Origin of the sequence: Lysobacter sp. 22409 (genome assembly GCF_052045105.1) — a bacterium.
GTDB lineage: Bacteria > Pseudomonadota > Gammaproteobacteria > Xanthomonadales > Xanthomonadaceae > Lysobacter > Lysobacter antibioticus_B.
On record NZ_JBQEOE010000002.1, the window covers coordinates 222,095 to 240,052 of the forward strand.

The window sequence follows — 17,958 nt, forward strand, 5'->3', positions numbered from 1 at the left end:
CGCCACGCAATATCAGGCTTGGAGCGGCGTCCCGCAGGGATTTCCTTTGGTCGAGCCGCGACCGCCCTGCGCCCGATCGCGCCGATATCCGGCCGCCGCGAGCGGCCGCGCCGTTCTGGCAAAGCCTGCAACCCGACTGACCCGAACCCCCAGTGGCCGCACACGCGCCGATCCGGCAAGGTGTCCGCATCCCCCGCACGAGTCCCGGCAATGAGCGCACCCTCCATCCGCGTCGCCCTGATCGGCTACGGCTTCGCCGGCCAGACCTTCCATGCGCCGCTGATCGCGGCGACGCCGGGCCTGCGCCTGAGCGTGGTCGGTTCGCGCGATGCCGACAAGGTCCAGGTCGATCACCCCGAGGTCGCGGTGCTCGCCGATCCCTTTGCTGCGGCGACCGATGCGCGCGCCGATCTGGTGGTCATCGCCACGCCGAACGACAGCCACGCACCGCTCGCGCGCGCCGCGCTCGCCGCCGGCAAGCACGTGGTGGTCGACAAGCCCTTCACCCTCGACCTCGCGCAAGCGCGCGGGTTGGCCACGTTGGCCGCCCAGCACGGACGCCTGCTGTCGGTATTCCAGAACCGCCGTTGGGACAGCGACTACCTCGGCATCAGGCAGGTCATCGACGACGGACTGCTGGGCGAGGTCGCGCATTTCGAGTCGCATATCGACCGCTATCGGCCGCAGGTGCGCGAACGTTGGCGCGAACAGGCCGGCCCCGGCAGCGGGCTGTGGTGGGACCTGGGCCCGCACTTGGTCGACCAGGCCCTGCACCTGTTCGGCTTGCCCGAGCGGGTGATCGCCAGCCTCGCGACCCAGCGTCCCGGCGCGCAGGTCAGCGACTGGGCCCATGCGGTGCTCGAATACGGCACGCGCCGCGTGATCCTGCACGGCAGCATGCTCGCCGCCGGCGGCAGCCCGCGTTTCCTGGTGCACGGCACCCGCGGCAGCGTGGTCAAGACTCTGGCCGACCGCCAGGAAGCGCAGCTGTTGTCGGGCATGCGCCCGGGTGCGCCCGACTGGGGCCGCGACGACGACGAACTGATCCTGCACGAGGGCGACGGCGTCCGCCGTTTGCCTACACCGGCCGGCGACCAACGTCGTTACTACATGGCGGTGCGCGATGCGCTGCTCGGCCACGGCGAGAATCCGGTGACGCCGGCGCAGGCGATCGCGGTGATGGCGGTGCTGGAAGCGGCGGTGGAATCCTCGGCCTCCGCTCGCGCCGTGGCGCCGGCCTTGAGCGACAGCGAACGCGCCGGTTTCGTCTGAAGCACCGCCTTCGCCGGAGCCAGGCTGCGTGCTCGATGGCGGAAACTTCGCTGCCGCCACGACGCGACGACCAGGCATCGCGGACGATCGCCGTCTCCCGCCCCGGCCGGGGCGCTTCCCGCAAATCCGCAACCTGGATCAAGTCCGCCGGCCCAGACTGGCCCGGCACGACGCCACCGGAGCCCCGCTTGAACCGCAGCAGCACCTTCGACCACTACAGCGCTCGCATCGAGAAGGTCGTCGCCTTCATGTCGAGCCGGCTCGACCAGCCGCTGACGCTGGCCCAACTCGCCGAAGCCGGGCATTTCTCGCCGTTCCATTTCCATCGGGTCTACCACGGCCTGATGGGCGAGACCATCGCCAGCACCCAGCGCCGGCTGCGCCTGCATCGCGCAGCCAACGATCTGCTGACCACCGAACACAGCATCGGCCAGATCGCCGGCCGCGCCGGTTACGGCAGCGTGGCCGCGTTCACCCGCGCATTCGGCGCCACCTACGCCTGTGCGCCGGCCGCGTTCCGCAAGCGTCGTGCCGCCCTGCCCGCGTTATCGCGCGCAGCCTTCGACCCGACCCTGGAGAGCCTGATGTACAGCGCCGAAATCATCACCCTCGCCCCGATCCGCACCGTCGCCCTGCCGCACGCCGGCGATTACCAAGCCATCGGCAACACCTTCCACGCCTTGTACGCCTGGGCCGGCCCGCGCGGGCTGATGCGCCAGGACACGCGTTGCCTCGGCATCTACTACGACAGCCCGGCCGATACGCCGCAGGACCAACTGCGCTCGGACGCCTGCCTGACGGTGCCCGGCGGCACCGAACTCGGCGAGGGCATGCGCTGGGTCGAAATCGCCGGCGGCCGTCATGCCGTGGTCGTGCACACCGGCCCCTACAACGAACTGCACCGCGCCTACGACTGGCTGTTCTGCCAATGGTTGCCGGCGAGCTTCGAGGAAGCCGGCGACGCGCCGGTGTACGAGGAATACCTCAACGACCCCTCGAGCTTGCCGCCGGCCGAATGGAAGACCGCGATCTGCCTGCCCTTGAAGTAAGCCCTCGAACAGAGTCCCGAGCAGAGGCGGCCGCGCGCGCCGGCCGCCTCTCTTCAACTCGCGCTTACATCCGGGGCGTTACCTTGGGGCCATGACGACATCGACCCCGTCGCAGTCGCGGAACGATCCGCGATGAGCGCGCAGTGCGATTACAGTTTCGGCATCGAGGAAGAATTTTTCCTGGTCCGCCCGGAATCCCGGCTGTTGGCCTCGCAGGTGCCGTCGCGTTTGTGGAAGCGGGCCCGCGCCGAGTTCGGCGATGCCATCGAGAGCGAACTGCTACAGGCGCAGATCGAAATCGCCTCGCCGATCCTGTGCGACGTCGGCCAGGCCCGGCGCCAACTCGGTGGCCTGCGCCGCGGCCTGTCCGCGCTCGCCCACGAACATGGCCTGGCCCTGCTCGCCGCCGGCACCCATCCGCTGGGCCTGTGGCGCGAACAGAGCGAAACCGACAAGCCGCGCTACCGGCGCCTGGTCGAGGATTTCCAGGTCGTCGCGCGGCGCAGCCTGGTCTGCGGTCTGCACGTGCACGTGCAACTGCCCGACGACGTCGACCGCGTTCGGGTCATGAACCGGGCGATGCCGTGGCTGCCGTTGCTGCTGGCGCTGTCGACCTCGTCGCCGTTCTGGGACCGCCTGCGCACCGGCCTGATGAGTTACCGCCAGGCCATGTACGACGAATGGCCGCGCACCGGCATTCCGGACTTCTTCGAGAGCGAAGCCGACTACGACGCCTTCGCCGCGGTGCTGGTGCGCGCCGGCGCGATCGCCGACGCGAGTTCGCTGTGGTGGGCGATCCGGCCCTCGCCGAATTTCCCGACCGTCGAGTTGCGCATCGCCGATGCCTGCACGCACCTGGACGACAGCCTGGCGATCGCGTCGCTGTATCGCTGCCTGATGCGTCATCTGGTCATGCATCCGGCCGAGGCGCCGCCGTGCAACGCCACCGTACGCCGGATCATCGACGAAAACCGCTGGCGCGCCAAACGCTTCGGCCTGCAAGCCGAGTTCATCGACGAACGCGGCAACACCGAGCCGGCGCTGGCCCAGTTGCAGCGCTTGCGCGCACTCTGCCGCGAGGACGCGCAAGCCCTGGACTGCGCCGAGGCGCTGGCCTCGATCGACGACATCCTGGCGCGCGGTACCAGCGCGCATGCGCAACTGGCGCTGTACCGCCAACAACGCGACGGCGGCGCGACCCGCGCGGCAGCGCTGAAGTCGGTGGTCGATTGGCTGCTGCACACCACCGTACCCGCTGCCTGAGGCCCGCGATCATGTCCGCGAACGACCGAGACCCCGCCCTGCCCGCGCCCGCCCGCAAACTGCTGATCGGCCTGTCGCCGCGCCTGATGCGCAACCTGCCGCCGGCGTACGGCTTCCGCAACAAAACCCTGCAATACCTCGAACAATCGATGGCGCACTGGGTCATGTCGAGCGGCGCGCTGGTGGTGATGATCCCGACCGTCGACGCCCTGGGCGAAGTGCAGGCCACCGACTTGTCGGTGCGCGATTACGCGCGCTCGCTCGACGGCCTGATCCTGCAGGGCGGCGCCGACATCGACCCGCAGGCCTACGGCGAGCGCCCCAGCGAAATGCTGATGACTACCGACCCGGAACGCGACCGCTTCGAGTTGAACCTGCTGCGCGCCTTCATCGAGGCCGGCAAACCGGTGCTCGGCATCTGCCGCGGCATGCAGCTGATCAACGTCGCCCACGGCGGCAATCTCTACCAGGACCTGGTCGACGGCGGCGCCACCCGCAATCAGCACTACATTCCGGCGCGCTACGACGAACACGCGCACCCGTTGCGGATCCGCGAGGGCGGCTGGTTCGCCGAGCTGTACCCGCAGGCGCAGGCACAGGTCAATTCGATCCATCACCAGGGCATCAAGAGCCTCGGCGAGGGCCTGGAAGTGGAAGCCTGGTCGGAGGACGGCATTCCCGAATGCATCCGCAGCGCCGGCGCCGGCTTCGTGGTCGGCGTGCAGTGGCACCCGGAGTTCCACGACCAGCGCTTTCCCGAACTGTTGCCGGGGCGCCCCTTGTTGATGGCCTTCATGGAAGCGGCGCGCCAGCGCGAGCAGGCCGAAGCGGCCTGAGTCGTACTTGCTGCGACCAAGGCACTCGTGGGTAGCTGGGTGTTCCGATACGAGCGCAACAAGTGCCATCGCAAACTTGGTGTCGGACTACATTAGTCGTGAGGCTTATCGACGTGCCCATCTAATTACCAAACGTCGCGCATTAACGACAGCCTGAGAGGCATACCCCAAGAAAACGCCACCCGGCAAATATTTTTATTAATATCACAATTTAAAAATCAAAAACCTAGTTAGCCAATGTAGTTTTTCGCTTGACTTCAAGTAACTGCGCCTTTGCCGAAGCGGAGAGGCTGGGCCAGTCAAGTGCTTTATGCGCGTCGCCCCCTATCATCGCCCACGAATCATCCAAATACTTAAGAAAAAGCTCAGCTCTGGCGACGCGCTCCGATATATCTCGCGCATCAATGATCTGTTGTCGCGTATCGCTCTGCACGATTGGCGTATCCACTATTATTGCGTCTAGATATGCGAATAAAATACTCATTTTCTTAAGAACGTATGCACCAGCAGTGGTTATGCGCATTCGGTCTTCACCGTCCCCCTTTAAGGCTACGGGTGTCAGCACAAGATCTTTCTCTACCAACCTGCGCAATACACCAGTCACCTGCTCCGGTTGAAATCCTACTTCCTTTAAGAATCGATATATCTTGTCTCGCTCTACGTACCCGGCAGACCCACCAACTTGACCAGCCTGCTCGATAAATGCAAGGGCTAGCAGTGACGCAAAATGTTCCTTCTGATCATTGGAGTCGATGTCATAAATATTAGCGAAAGGGGAGTCCGATGGATCGTAATGCTCTCGATCCTTGTAAATAACCGCCCGAAAGAACTCGTGCATTGGCAAAACGTACTGCCCGCCGTGTTCGATGATGCTGAGAATTTTCTGACTGTCCACATGCCCGCTCCCGACAAAAAAGCTGACGTACTCAAGTGCACGACGAACATTTCCTGAGCACATATTATCTATTAATTCGATAATATCTTCACGGGTCTCGAATGCGCGAATCAGCATAGCAAGATACTTCTCCAATCTATCCGATTGGATCGAGAACTTAATACCGGGCAACGTTCCCGCTTCCTTCAATTGATTCAGCGCGAAGCGCAGCCGTTTCTGAACAACCAAGTCTATTCGGGGTGGTTCGATGGTGAACACTCTCGGCTGATAGGCTGCCAGTGTGCCGCGAGCTCGCGACAGCGAGAACGTTTCGGGGCGCAAGGCGACGAAAACCGTTACTGGCCAATTTGTGGCGAAAGCGTGCGCAATGAGAAAAACCTCTTCCTGAAACAGCGGCGGTCGCTGGTCTACATTATCGAGAAAGACAACAATCTGCCTCTTTTGCCCTTTAGACGCGTGCTCAAGGGAGAGCTTAAGATGTTCTTCCTTATCGGCAACCAGACCCGCAATGAACTCTATTTCCTTTTTCTTAAACTCAATAGGGTCGATCTCTTTAAGCTCAGCGTAAATACCCTTTCCGAACGCTTGTATGCGCTGATTGTGAACGCCGCGAACGAACTGTTTTTCTTCGATGTCCGTGCCGTATTTTTCACGCAACTGCCGTATAACTTCTGCGACAGCGTAAGCACGCAAGTCCGTAACGACGGCCGGTTTTGAGCCAAAATCGATATAAAGAACTATCGCATTCTTTAACTCCGCCTTCGCATCAACCTTAATAAAATTCCTTATGAAAGTTGATTTTCCGGAACCCACATCGCCCACTAATAAGATGGGGCGTCGGCTCAGGCCAGCCGCCAGGATGTCGGCCGTTAGCTCGGTGGAGGCACCCTTCTTGTTAGTGGCAGGCAAAGCGGAAACACCTGCTTGCTCCTCGAAAAAAGTAGAGTACCTGGTGCGCAATAGTTCTTTGCTGACAAGGGCATATTGTGAGAGAGCCCCGCTGTGACAGTAGGTTTGCTCTAAGAACGCCTCCTCAATTTCAGGGGCGTTTGCCAAATCCTCGATAAATAGCCCACCTAAAATTTGCAAGTCTGTCGCTATGGGATTCCGGTTTTTGTGTCCAGGGTAATTAGTTACTCGCGCTGACAATTTGAGCGGAGGTGGAGGTAACGCAGTGCCCTTCAATAGCCGACCAAGATTGCCCTCAATAAGTCCCGCCGGCGACGCTGCATTCCATAGCTCAGCAAAACGTTGCAACATGTCGGCAAGCGACAGGAAAACGAGAGCCTTTCCATCCATCGAAGGCAATGCGTCGACACGAGCGCCGATGAAGAGAACAAGTTGCCGGCCATTACAGATCGCTCCGTAAGGCACGCTTCGTTGCCGACAATAGTCCACCGCTTGAGATATTGCGCTTTCAACGCCAGGTGAACTTTCGCAAAGTGTTTTGATGCGGCAAATATTTTCATTGAAGCCTGCCGGCACCAAAAAATGTGTTGATGCCCGCTTAGCTTCAATTATTAGTGCACTCGGACTACCACATTCGTAATCGGTATATTCGCCGCGATCATATTTTTCGACTTGAACCAGCCCCTTGTCCCACCCGAGCACTTCCGTGATAAGTGAATCGATCAATCGAAATCGAACGGTCGCCTCGTTGGTTGTGTCACCCAACTGATTGGCGTCAAGAATTAACTGCTCCAGCGCTCGACGTGCGTGCTCATAGTTCATTTAAGGCTCCTGACTGCCCATGTTGCCCAAAGAATGCCTATGGCTAATGTTTCGCCGCCGACTCAGCCTAGCGCTCCTCCAGCCACACGATAGCTCCAACTTTTTGGAGGTATCGCGGGAAAAGTCCGCTCTAGCAACCAAAAGGAAGATCTATCAATTTTATAAACAAAAATCAGATGCTTACTATGATACAGCGCAACAACCACGTCAGTAATTTAGGGGGTAGTTCGTTACCGATCTAACAGCCCCCTCAAGCAGGCGCGGTACACGCTATCGGCCAGGGGCTGTGCCGTTGCATGCCGCCGGCTGTAATCGAAGGACATCGAAAACTCACTTTATGTGCACCAATTTTCGTCGTATGCGGCCACCATCTATTGATGCCAAGAATTCTATATCTCCAACTCGTCGTTAGAGCCGCACGTCTGAGTCGAAAGCTACACATCTGGCAGGGGCGTGGTGGGGTCTCTACCGCGCCAGCGCGCTGAGCTGCTTTCACCCCCTGCGCTCACCGCGCCCATCCAGGATCTGCTGAAAATTCATTTGGCACCTGCAGCGCGCTTCGGATGAGAACGAAATGCGCCGCGCAACTCCCGCACCGTTGCATCGCAGAAGATACACACGGACCATGCGAAGCAAAAGAACTGTTATGTCGAGCTACACCCGTAATGCACCGATCTTCAACGTCATCGCGTGGCGGCGTTCTTGTACGTGTCTGAAAGAGCGAATAGTGACCTGCCCCCTAAGCACGTGTCTTGCGATTCGAAGGATCAAAGTACGTACAAACAGAGCGCGGACGGAAGACCGCGCAGTCTAAGAACGCATTCGGCGTTCCAGCGGTAACAGTTCGTTTCGGACAAATACATGCGCAGCTCTCTCCACTCTGCCAAAAACTCCAGTGGAAAGAGCAGCCGCCGGGACGAACGGCCGCTTACAGTGCGGCCGTCACCACGATCTCGACGCGGAATTTCGGATTGGCCAGCGGTGCCTGCACGGTCGCGCGCGGCGGCGTATGCCCGGCCGCGACCCAGCGGTCCCACACCGCGTTCATGCCGGCGAAATCTTCCATGTCGGCCAGGAAGATCTGCGCCATCAGGATGCGGGTCTTGTCGGTGCCGGCGCGCGCGAGCAAGGCATCGATCGAGGCCAGGGTTTCGCGGGTCTGGCCGGCGATGTCGAGGTCCTCGCTGTCGGGCACCTGGCCGGCCAGGTAGGCCACGCCGTTATGGATCGCCATTTCCGACAAACGCGCGCCGACGTCGAATCGCTGGATCATGCATCACCTCCTGGATGTGGGGCGGCCATTGTCGGTCAAACCGGCGCCGCGCACACGCACAATGCCTCACCGGACCGCCGTGACCGGCGGCCTCGTCCTCTGGCACATTCTCTCGCACATCCCGGACGGCGCTACAGCTCCGGCGTGCTGGCCTCGATGATGCGCTCGCTTTCCTCGCGTTCGCCGCTGCGGTCCGGGCCGCTCAGCGCCGCGTCGGCATTGGCGCGATGCTGGGCGCGCACGTCCGGCGGCAGCACGTCGATCTGGCGGTGCGCCTGCGCCACCGCGCGTTCGCCGGGCTTGAGCTGGCAGTTGCGGCTGAGGATCTCGAGCTCGTCGCCGGTCTGCGCCGCCCCGCTCTGCAGATTGATCACCACCCCGAGCGTGTCGCCCATCGGTTCGAGCCGGTTGCAGATCGCATCGATGGTGCCGTAGCTGCGCTGGCCGTTACGGTCGACGATGGCCAACAGGTTTTCGTCGTCCACCCATACCGCCGAACGCACGCCGGCCACGCTCTTGGCGGCGATGCGCGCATTCTCGCGGTCGATCCGGCGAGCCGGGTCGACCAGGCGGATCGCGCGACGCAGGTCGCGGTCGAGCGCTTCGACGTTCTGGTGCAAGGCGACCTGGTCGCCGGCGATCGCCTGACCGCGCATCTTCGCCAGGCGCTCGGCGGTTTCGCTGCGGTCGATCGGCACGCCGGCGCGCGCCGGTTTCTGCGCCGCCTCGCGCTCGGCCTGGCCGCTGCAGGCGCACAGCGCCACGGACAACATCACGCCGCAGAGAACTGCGCCAACTGCATTTGCGCCACGTTTCATCGCATCACCTCGTGCAGTGAGGACGGCCCGTATCGATCGGCCGGGCCTTGGCCGCCCCGACCGCTTTATACCCCGCGACGGCCCGGAACGGTTGCCGCATCGCAACGCAAATGCGACCGGGGTCGCGCCTCGGCCGCTTCGATGCGAGCGCGGGCCGGGCCCGGGCGCGTTTCGCGACCGCGTCCCGGATTCCCCCACGACCGCGCCGCTACAGTCGATTACAGGTCGTTCGCGACCGTCGCCACCCGCATGCGGCCTGGATGGACGCATGCCGATCCTGGGAACGGCCGGCTATCGCACCGGTCGCAGCGACGGCGTTTGACCGCAGGCAAGGCCCATAAGCATAAGCAAGCCGCATGCAACGCCTCGCATCCGGATCGACCGCATGCGTACCCCGGGGGGACCGAGCGTCCACAACCGAGGATACGTAATGAACGCACCCAACCAGACCGCCCCCCACGGCAAGCGCCGCCGCACCGCCTGGGCCGTCGCCGGCCTGCTCTGCGCCCACGCCGCTCTCGCCGCACCGCAGGCGCCGCGCGAAGACCTGTCCGCTGCACCGAACACGACGACGCAGGCCGGGCCCAGCGCGACCTGCAGCTACGTCGACTGGAGCCGCGGCATCAACTACACCCTGGGCACCATCGTGAAATACCTGCCCAACGGCCAGTACTACAAGCTGGTCAACGTCGGCAGCAACGGCAGCGACGGCACCGACCCGACCATCAGCACCTGGTACTGGCAGCCGACCAGTTGCGACAACACCACCCCGCCGGGCGGCGGCGGCTTCATCGTCACCCAGGCGCAGTTCAACCAGATGTTCCCGAACCGCAACCCCTTCTACACCTACGCCGGCCTGGTCGCGGCGATCAAGTCGTATCCGAACTTCGCCCACGAAGGCGGCGACACCATCGCCCGCCAGGAAGCGGCGGCCTTCCTCGCCAACGTCAACCAGGAAACCGGCGGGCTGGTGCATATCCGCGAGCTAAACCAGGCCAACTGGAACCATTACTGCGCACCGGCCGGCACCTGCGGCAACAAGCAGTACTACGGGCGCGGGCCGATCCAGCTCAGCTGGAACTACAACTACGCCGCTGCCGGCAACGCGCTCGGCCTGGACCTGCTCAACAACCCCGACTTGGTCGCGACCAACGCCGCGATCGCCTGGCAGACCGCGCTGTGGTACTGGATGACCCAACGCGGCGGCGCCAGCAATACGCCGCATCAAGCGATGGTGAACCTGCGCGCGTTCGGCGAGACCATCCGCGCGATCAACGGCGGCATCGAATGCAACGCCAGCGGCCTGGGCCACCAGCAAATGCTCAACCGCGGCACCTACTACCGCAACTTCGCCGCGATCCTCGGCGTGCCGCCGGGCAACAACCTCACCTGTTGACCGGCACCGCGCCTCGATCGATGCCGCGTCCGGCCGCCGCATGCGCGCGGCCGGACGTTTCGCGGTGGCGGACGTTACGCGCGCGCCTCAACCGTCGAAAGCGGCGCAGCCGATCTCCTGCGTGCCCGCCTGCTCGCCGGCACGCACGAAGCGCAAATCCGGCATCGGCACGTCCTCGCTCGCCGGCGCGGTCGGCACGCCGAGCTTGAAGTACTCGCGATAGGCCTCGGGCACCGGCTGCGCGCCGATCGCCGCGCGCGCTTGTTCCGCGCTCGCCTCGACGACCACGGCGAAGGTCGAACCGCTGCCGAAGTCGTAATCGACGCGGCGCACCCGGAAACCGTGCAGACGCGTGGGATGGCTTGGAGTCAGCGTGCCCCAGCCGGGGCCGACGTCGCCGAGATTGCTGTCCGGGTCGATCGCCACGCCGGCTTGGCGCAGGGTCTGCGCGAATGCAGCGTCCTGCACATCGGCGAAGTACTCGCCCTGGCAAGCCGCATTGGCGGCGACCCAGGCGGCGAAATCGAACGCCGCGGCCGCCGCGGGCACGGTCACGGGCGGCGATGGCGGTGCGGCGGCGACCGGCGACTTCGCGTTCTCGTCGTCCGGGCCGACGCAGGCCGACAAGGCCAACGCCAGCAACCATGCCCCCTTGCTCAGGATCTTGCCTTCCATGTCCCCGCCTCCGTAATCCGATGGCCACAGCCTACCCCGCAGGGCGACATCGGGACACAGAACGCCGGAGACTGACGGGCGTGAAGCCGGCGGCGCGCGGCTTGCGCGTGTCACGACCGCCGGCACGGGCCGAAAGGCCGGGTTCCGCCTATCCGATCATTCCGCGGTGAGGTAATAGGTGAAAGTCTTGTCGTGGCCGATCGTATTGGTGCCGTGCACGACCAACGTATGCGAACCCGGTGCGAGCGGCTTGAACATCATGAAGAAACCGTCGACCACCGCCGGCTGCCAGGCGCCGGTGATGCAGCCGTCCATGCGCGGGCGCAGACTCAGATCGCCCTTGATCGAGAACAGGTTGTCGGACGCGTAGCGATAGCCGAACACATCGCGGATCGGGCGCCCGTCCAGGCTCACTTCGAGCAGGTTCACCGTGTCCATCGCCGCGGCCGCATCCTGGCGCAGGAAGTCGTACAGGGATTGGCCCGGCGCCGGCTCGAAGTTGGGGTCGGGACAGGGATAGGTGTTCACCACCGCGCCGATGTAGAGCAGGATCGACTTGCCGCGCGGGATCGTGCAGTGGCGCGTGCCGCTGAACACCGGCGGCCCGGCGATGCGGGCGATGTACCAGACCGGCCCGTGCTGGTCGACCGCGCAGTTGGCGCCGGTCGGGTCGTACAGCGGGCTGCGCTCCAAGGGTTGCGCGTACACCCATTGCGAAGCGGTTTCGCCCCAGGTCGACATGCTCTTGCCGAAGGGTCGCGAATCGCGTGGATACAACACGCGCTGGTTGGCGTGGTGGCTGCCGTTGTCGACGGCGGGGCTGCCGGCCTGCGCCGAAGCGCTGCAGGCGAGCAGGACGGAAAGCAGGACGGAGATACGGGTCTGGCGCATGGGACGATCCCTCGGCTGAGGTGGATACGGCGACGGTGTCTGCGCGAGCGGATGCGATGGAGTGCGGACGCGCGCAGGCCTCGGGCGATTGCCTTGGCGAAGGCGCAAGCGCTCCCGGCGGCCACCCGCGATAGCGGGCCGCGTCGGGAGGGCTCGGCAACGGATCGCCATCCAACAAGCACCCTCGGCGCGAAGCTAGGCTGCGTGCCGGGCGATTACTCGCTGGTTTCGGACAAGGTCGTCCGTGGGCGCGTTTTCGGTCTGCCTGTGCACAAGGCGATGCACGCTAGGCGCATCGCCGTGGCTCTGTTTACCGCGGCACGCGCTATTGAGGCACCATCAGGCAAGCGCCGTTGCCGTTCGGCGGCGGTTGCTGCGGAAAGGTCTTTTCCGGATACACATGCACCGGCGTGGTGGCGACGAAGCCGTCGGCGAAGGCGAATTCGACAAAGGCCGCCGACCAGCCCGTGGCGGGCAGCGTCAACGCGGCCTCGACGCTGTTGCGCGTCAGCGTCAACGGCGATTCGCGGTAGCGAATGCCGCAGGCATAGCGAAAATCGCGCCCGCCCGGATTGTCGGCGACCCACAGCTTGGCGCTGACCGGCCGCTCCGAGGCGCGCGCGCTCAGTCGCAGCTGGCCGCCACGCTGGTTGAGCCGCGCGCGCACGCTCGGCAAGGATTCGTTGCGCCCCCAGCGTTGCAAGGCCGGGATCAGGGTCTCGCGCATATGCCGGCGCACCCCGCCGTGATCGGAGTTCGGCGCCGCGCGCAGGCTGGTCGCGCCGGGCAGATCGTCGACATAGAGCCGCTGCGCATCGGGCGGGAAGAAATCGTCGCCGCTGGCACTGACCAGGTACTTCGGAATGCGCAGACGCTGACGGTGGCGCGTGCGCAGGTAGGCGTAAGGGTCTTCGATCTTCATCAGGTCGTCGAACTCGGGCTGCCGGTAGCGCGTGGTGATGCCTTCCTGGTGGTAGGGCTGCAAGGCGATCGGCCAACCGCCGCCGTAGCTGCGGTTGATGTGTTCGATCAGGGCCTGGATGCGCATGTCGATGACGTAGGAGACGATCGCCTCCACGCGCGGGTCGCCGATCGCGGTCAGCCACGCGGTCCAGGCGCGCTTGGACGCACCGGTGACGACGAACGAACGCACCCGCCAGCCGCGCAGTTCGCGCTCGGCCAGGTCCATCGCCCTGACCGCGCTTTCGGCCATCGGCACGTGCAGCGGCAGGGTCGTGTTCGCCGCCGGGTCGTCGAGGAAACGGCGCCAGGTCGCGGCGACCAGCACGTCCTCTTTCTTCGCGACCGTCTCGCCGGGCAGGGTCAGATATTGGTTCGGCACGTCCGATACCGAGACCACGATGGTGTGGGTGCTGCGGGCGACTTCGAGCGCCAGGGTCTCGTCGAAATCGCTCGGCGGCCGCACTGGGTCGTTGCCGCTGGCGCGGTTGCTGCCGTTGTTGATCACCAGCAAGGCCGACTTCGGCCGGGCCACATCGGGAATGTAGATGTCGACCCGATGCGTCCATTCGGGCGGGATGGCGCCGCCGTTCTCGGGCCAATGCTGCGAAGCCAGGCGATAACTGCGTTTCTCCACGCCCTCCAGCGGCGTGCTGCCGAGGCTTTCGTAACGCAGCGGCACACGCGCCTGGCGCTGGCGATAGTCGGGCCAGACCTGGCTGTAATCGATGCGATGGCCGGACGTGTCCGGTGCCGCTGTCGAGGCCGCGGCCATGGCGGTCGCGCTCGACGCGAGCGCCATCGCCGCCAATCCCCAGCCCAGCAACCGCTGTTTCATCGATGGTCGAATGCTCGGAACCGTCCTCCGACTGATCGTCCGATTCATCGTATTCAGCCCTCGCCTGCCGTATCGGCGTCCAGCCTAAACGCAAACCCGAGCCGGACCTGTGCGGCAGCGCAGAGATCGGCCGACGGCGCGGCCTACAGGTTGCGCCAGGCGCCGATCAATCCGAACAGATGGACCAGGCCGATGGCGAAGCAGATCGCCGAGCTCCAATACCAGAACGGGGTCGCCGGCTGCGGCACCGAAGCCACCGCCATCGGCACGACCACGAGCCCGCGCAGCAGATACACCGCGGTAATCGCGCACAGTGCCGGTTTGGCCCAGGGCCACGGCGCGATCAGGCCCGAGCCCGACAAGGCATAGCCGCCCCAGATCGCCAGCATGAGGGCGATGCAGGCGGTGAGCGCGGCCGGATACAGACGGCCGGCTTCGTCCATGCGCGCCATGCCTTCGCCGGCGCCGAAGAAGCGATACCAGGCGGCGCCGCCGAAGATCACCGCGACATGGGCCAACGCCGCCAGCCCATTGAGGACCGCGGCGAACAACAACCAGGGCTGCGAGAGCTGCGACATCATGCGGCCTCGGGCCCGGAAGCATGGACGAAGTAGAGAGATCGGATCGGCATCGAGCGATCCTGGCGGACACGAAAACTGTGCGCGAGTGCCGAAAGCAACGGTCGCGCCGGCTGCGGATACCGAAGGCCGTATCCGGCGCCAACAGACAGCCTGTTGGCACGGGTTGCGACGCATCGGCGCCCGAGGGCATCCACGGAAGACATGGCCCCTCGCCGACCGCCGCGGCGGAATCGTTCCGTTGCGGCGGCCTTCCCCGGAGACCCTCATGCGCACCGCCCAGCGTCTGATCCATTCCCTGCTCGCACCGCTGTTGTTGCTGTGCCTGCCCGGCACCGTCCATGCCGCCGCCGCGACGCCGCGCGACAGCGTCGCCGACGTCGCCCGCCGCATCCAGGATCATTACTACGACGTCGATCGCGCGGCGAAGATCGGCGAGAGCCTGCGCAAGGCCGCGGCCGAAGGCGAATTCGACCGCTACACCGACCCGCGCGACCTCGCCACCGCCTTGACCGAACGCATCAAGTCCCACGATGGCCATTTCCGGGTCAATTGGCTCGCGCCCGAACAACGCGCTGCCGATCCGCGTGGGCCGGCGCAAGGTGCCGACGCCGGGCCGCGACTCGCCCCTGCGGGTGTCGGTGCCGGCCCGGGTGCGGGACCCCGCGTGCGCGGGCGGCCCGGCCTGAACGTGGCCCAGCCCGTCGATTACGCGCGTCGCCGCAACTACGGCGTGCATCGGGCCGAGGTCCTGCCCGGCAACCTCGGCTATCTGGATCTGAAAGAGTTCGCCGACTTCCGCTTCGGCGAGCCGCGCGCACCGGCTCGCCTCGCGCTCGAATCGGCGCTGCAACTGCTGGCTTCCACCGATGCGCTGATCATCGACCTGCGCGACAACGGCGGCGGCTCGCCGGTCTCGGTCGGCTATCTGGTCAGCGCGTTCACCCCGAAAGGCGCCGACATCTACAGCAGCTTCCACTGGCGCGACGGCGACAGCCTCGGCAGCACCTCCGAAGCGCCTGTGGACTGGTACCCGAACCCGCGCCTGGACGTGCCGCTGTATCTGCTGACCAGCCCGCGCACCGCCTCGGCCGCCGAGGCCCTGGTCTATACGCTCAAGAACGTCGGCCGCGCGGTGGTGATCGGCGAGACCAGCGCCGGCGCCGCCAATCCCGGCGCCGAGATCGACGCCGGCAACGGCTTCAGCGTCTTCGTCGCGACCGGCTCGCCGACCAGCCCGATCACCCATCGCAACTGGGAGGGCAGCGGCATCGCCCCCGACGTCGCCGTGCCGCAACGCGAGGCCTTGCGCACGGCGCAAGCGCTCGCCCTGGACAGCCTGCTGAAGAAAGGCCTGAGCGGCGGCGATGCGATCGATGCGCGCTGGGCGCTCGACGCGGTGCGCGCCGAGTCCGCCTCCGTGCCGGCGCCGGCCCACGCCGAGTACACCGGCCAATACGATCGCATGCGCATCGAAGAGGACGCCGGCCGTCTGTATCTGCGCAACGGCAAACGCCCGCAGCAGCCCCTGGCCGCGCTGGAACGCGACCTGTTCTACCTCGTCGACGACCCGAGCGTGCGGGTGCGCTTCGAGCGCAACGGCGACGGCCGCGTGGCCGCACTGGAAACCCTGCGCCCGGACGGCAGCGCCAACCGCTACAGGCGCTGAAGCGGTGGGTTGAAATGGTGGGCGTTGAAGCGGCCGTATAAGCACGAACGGCCGGCGACGCGCGGCGGCATCGCGCCGCGCGTCGTCCTTCACAGGCCCGCCGGGCCTGCGTTTGTTGTCTGTGCAGAGCGTCGCAGCCTGCGTCGGCGACCCCTATCATCCGCCTCCGGCCGGGCTGCCGACGCTCTGCGCCCGATCACAGCTGACGCAGGAACGCGACCAGGTCTTCCTTCTCCTGCTTCTCCAGACGCGTCTGCAATACGACGTTGAAGAACTCGACCGTGTCCTCCAGGGTCAACAGGCGGCCGTCGTGCAGGTACGGCGGCGAGTCCTTGATGCCGCGCAGCGGAAAGGTCTTGATCGGCCCGTCGGCGCTGGCATAGCGGCCGTTGATCGTGTGCGGCTTGAAGAAGCGCTCGACCTGCAGGTTATGCATGCTGTTGTCGGTGTAATACGGCGGCGTGTGACAGGCCGAGCATTGCGCCTTGCCGAAGAACAAAGCCTCGCCGCGCTTCTCGGCCTCGCCGGCATCGGCCTTGAGGCGTCCGAACACGTCGAGCTTCGGCGCCGGCGGGAAATCGAGCAGCGCCTGGAACTCGCCCATCGCGTGTACCTGATGACCGCGGTCGAGGATGTTGATGCCCTTCTTGGTCGCGATCACCGGGTCGCCGTCGAAATAGGCCGCGCGCTGCTCGAACTCGGTGAAATCCTCGACCGTCTTCAAGGCCCGCTGCGAACCGAACAGGCGCTGGATGTTGACGCCGCGCAAGGTCGGGGTGTCGATGCGATGACGGAACGGCTGTGGCCGAATGTCGCCGACCAGATGCGTCGCCGCGACCGTATGCCCGTTGCTGTGGCAGTCCAGGCAGGCGACGCCGCGGCTCGGCAGGGCCGAACGCCTGTCCTCGGTCTGGTTGAACTGCTGCTGCGCGAACGGCGTCACCAGCAAGCGCAAGCCTTCCAACTGCTTGGGGTTCAACACACCGTTGAACAGCTCGAAGTAGTTGTTGATCGTGACCAATTGGCCCTTCGACACATCGCCCAGGTCGGGCCGCGTGGTCAGATAAATCGGCGCGGGAAAGTCCGGAAGAAAATGATCGGGCAAGTCGAAATCCAGATCGAAGCGGGTCAGGTCGCGCTGCTCGGCGCGCTTGACCGCATCGATGTGAAACTGCGGAAACAGCATGCCGCCCTCGGGATGGTTCGGATGCGGCAAGGGCAGGAACCCGACCGGAAACAGGCCGCGCTCGCGGATCTGTTCCGGGCCCATCGCGCCAAGCTCCTCCCAACTCGTCCCCGACGGCAGCCGCGCGCGCACCCCGCCCTGCACCGGCTTGCCGCCCGACATACTCACGCCGCGCACCGGTTTGTTGCCCAGGTCGTAGCGTTGTTCGAGCAGGCTGCGATGGCGTTGCATCACCGCCGGCTTGTCGCGCTCCATGCGCGACTTGATCGCGGCGAAGGTTTCCTTGATCACCACCGGCATGTAGCTGCTCGGAGGATCGGCGGCCAAGGCGATGCCGGACACGCCGAGTGCGCCTAGACATAACAGCCACAGTGGCCGAAGCCGTGGAGACTTCTGCTGCCTCATGGTCTTTCTCCCTGGATGGCGAAGACGTCGCTGTCGGGCACCGCGGACGCGGTGCGCTGCTCGAGGCTAGTCCTCGCGCAGGCACGAATGAAATCGTTTGATTCGATGGCAGCGATAGCCGATGGCTATACGCATGACGGCGCGGTTAAGCGCCGTGCGCCACGTCATGATGATGGCGCGATGCGGGTCACGAAACCTTCGCTGCGTCGGAAGGGTCGCGGTC

General features: G+C 65.0%; 14 protein-coding genes. 6 read left to right on the plus strand and 8 right to left on the minus strand.

Features of this window, described 5'->3' with window-relative positions:
- The first annotated feature begins 210 nt into the window (after positions 1-210).
- The 4 genes from ACTJJK_RS02035 (at position 211) to ACTJJK_RS02050 (ending at position 4,420) form a co-directional block, all read left to right on the plus strand.
- Entirely contained in the window at positions 211-1,272 is a 1,062-nt protein-coding gene (locus ACTJJK_RS02035; RefSeq protein ID WP_440729326.1) for an oxidoreductase, read from the plus strand.
- A 188-nt stretch (positions 1,273-1,460) separates the two neighbouring features.
- A complete protein-coding gene (locus tag ACTJJK_RS02040) occupies positions 1,461-2,321 on the plus strand; it encodes an AraC family transcriptional regulator (protein WP_440729327.1) in 861 nt (286 codons plus the stop codon).
- 132 nt (positions 2,322-2,453) lie between these two features.
- On the plus strand, positions 2,454-3,584 hold the full coding sequence (locus ACTJJK_RS02045) for a carboxylate-amine ligase (RefSeq protein ID WP_440729328.1): 1,131 nt from the start codon (positions 2,454-2,456) through the stop codon (positions 3,582-3,584).
- A gap of 11 nt (positions 3,585-3,595) precedes the next feature.
- Complete coding sequence (locus tag ACTJJK_RS02050) at positions 3,596-4,420, plus strand: gamma-glutamyl-gamma-aminobutyrate hydrolase family protein (protein WP_223620043.1); 825 nt, start codon at positions 3,596-3,598, stop codon at positions 4,418-4,420.
- Between the two features lie 226 nt (positions 4,421-4,646).
- On the opposite strand, the gene ACTJJK_RS02055 is transcribed toward ACTJJK_RS02050, so the two are convergent.
- The 3 genes from ACTJJK_RS02055 to ACTJJK_RS02065 all read right to left on the minus strand — a co-directional run bounded on the left by ACTJJK_RS02055 (position 4,647) and on the right by ACTJJK_RS02065 (position 9,137).
- Complete coding sequence (locus tag ACTJJK_RS02055; protein WP_440729329.1) at positions 4,647-7,046, minus strand: hypothetical protein; 2,400 nt, start codon at positions 7,044-7,046, stop codon at positions 4,647-4,649.
- Positions 7,047-7,974: 928 nt separating this feature from the next.
- Positions 7,975-8,319 carry a RidA family protein gene (locus ACTJJK_RS02060; RefSeq protein ID WP_057918314.1) on the minus strand — a complete coding sequence of 115 codons (345 nt, stop codon included), beginning with the start codon at positions 8,317-8,319 and terminating at the stop codon, positions 7,975-7,977.
- Between the two features lie 131 nt (positions 8,320-8,450).
- Positions 8,451-9,137: a hypothetical protein gene (locus ACTJJK_RS02065; RefSeq protein WP_440729330.1), complete on the minus strand. Its 687-nt coding sequence runs from the start codon at positions 9,135-9,137 to the stop codon at positions 8,451-8,453.
- Between the two features lie 430 nt (positions 9,138-9,567).
- Here ACTJJK_RS02065 and ACTJJK_RS02070 point away from each other — a divergent pair, with 430 nt between their 5' ends.
- Positions 9,568-10,533 carry a chitinase gene (locus ACTJJK_RS02070; protein WP_440729331.1) on the plus strand — a complete coding sequence of 322 codons (966 nt, stop codon included), beginning with the start codon at positions 9,568-9,570 and terminating at the stop codon, positions 10,531-10,533.
- 87 nt (positions 10,534-10,620) lie between these two features.
- Here ACTJJK_RS02070 and ACTJJK_RS02075 read toward each other — a convergent pair whose 3' ends face one another.
- From ACTJJK_RS02075 to ACTJJK_RS02090, 4 genes are all read right to left on the minus strand, one after another.
- The gene (locus ACTJJK_RS02075) at positions 10,621-11,208 is read right to left on the minus strand and encodes a hypothetical protein (protein ID WP_440729332.1); all 588 of its coding nucleotides are present in this window, start codon (positions 11,206-11,208) and stop codon (positions 10,621-10,623) included.
- 156 nt (positions 11,209-11,364) lie between these two features.
- Entirely contained in the window at positions 11,365-12,099 is a 735-nt protein-coding gene (locus tag ACTJJK_RS02080; RefSeq protein WP_440729333.1) for a hypothetical protein, read from the minus strand.
- A gap of 325 nt (positions 12,100-12,424) precedes the next feature.
- Positions 12,425-13,897, minus strand: coding sequence for a PhoPQ-activated pathogenicity-related family protein (locus ACTJJK_RS02085; protein ID WP_440729334.1), 1,473 nt, complete (start codon positions 13,895-13,897; stop codon positions 12,425-12,427).
- Positions 13,898-14,040: 143 nt separating this feature from the next.
- On the minus strand, positions 14,041-14,478 hold the full coding sequence (locus tag ACTJJK_RS02090) for a hypothetical protein (protein WP_440729335.1): 438 nt from the start codon (positions 14,476-14,478) through the stop codon (positions 14,041-14,043).
- Between the two features lie 265 nt (positions 14,479-14,743).
- On the opposite strand from ACTJJK_RS02090, the gene ACTJJK_RS02095 reads away from it, so the two are divergent.
- Entirely contained in the window at positions 14,744-16,144 is a 1,401-nt protein-coding gene (locus ACTJJK_RS02095; protein WP_440729336.1) for a S41 family peptidase, read from the plus strand.
- Positions 16,145-16,340: 196 nt separating this feature from the next.
- Here ACTJJK_RS02095 and ACTJJK_RS02100 read toward each other — a convergent pair whose 3' ends face one another.
- Positions 16,341-17,672: a hypothetical protein gene (locus tag ACTJJK_RS02100; RefSeq protein WP_440729337.1), complete on the minus strand. Its 1,332-nt coding sequence runs from the start codon at positions 17,670-17,672 to the stop codon at positions 16,341-16,343.
- Positions 17,673-17,958 lie beyond the last annotated feature (286 nt).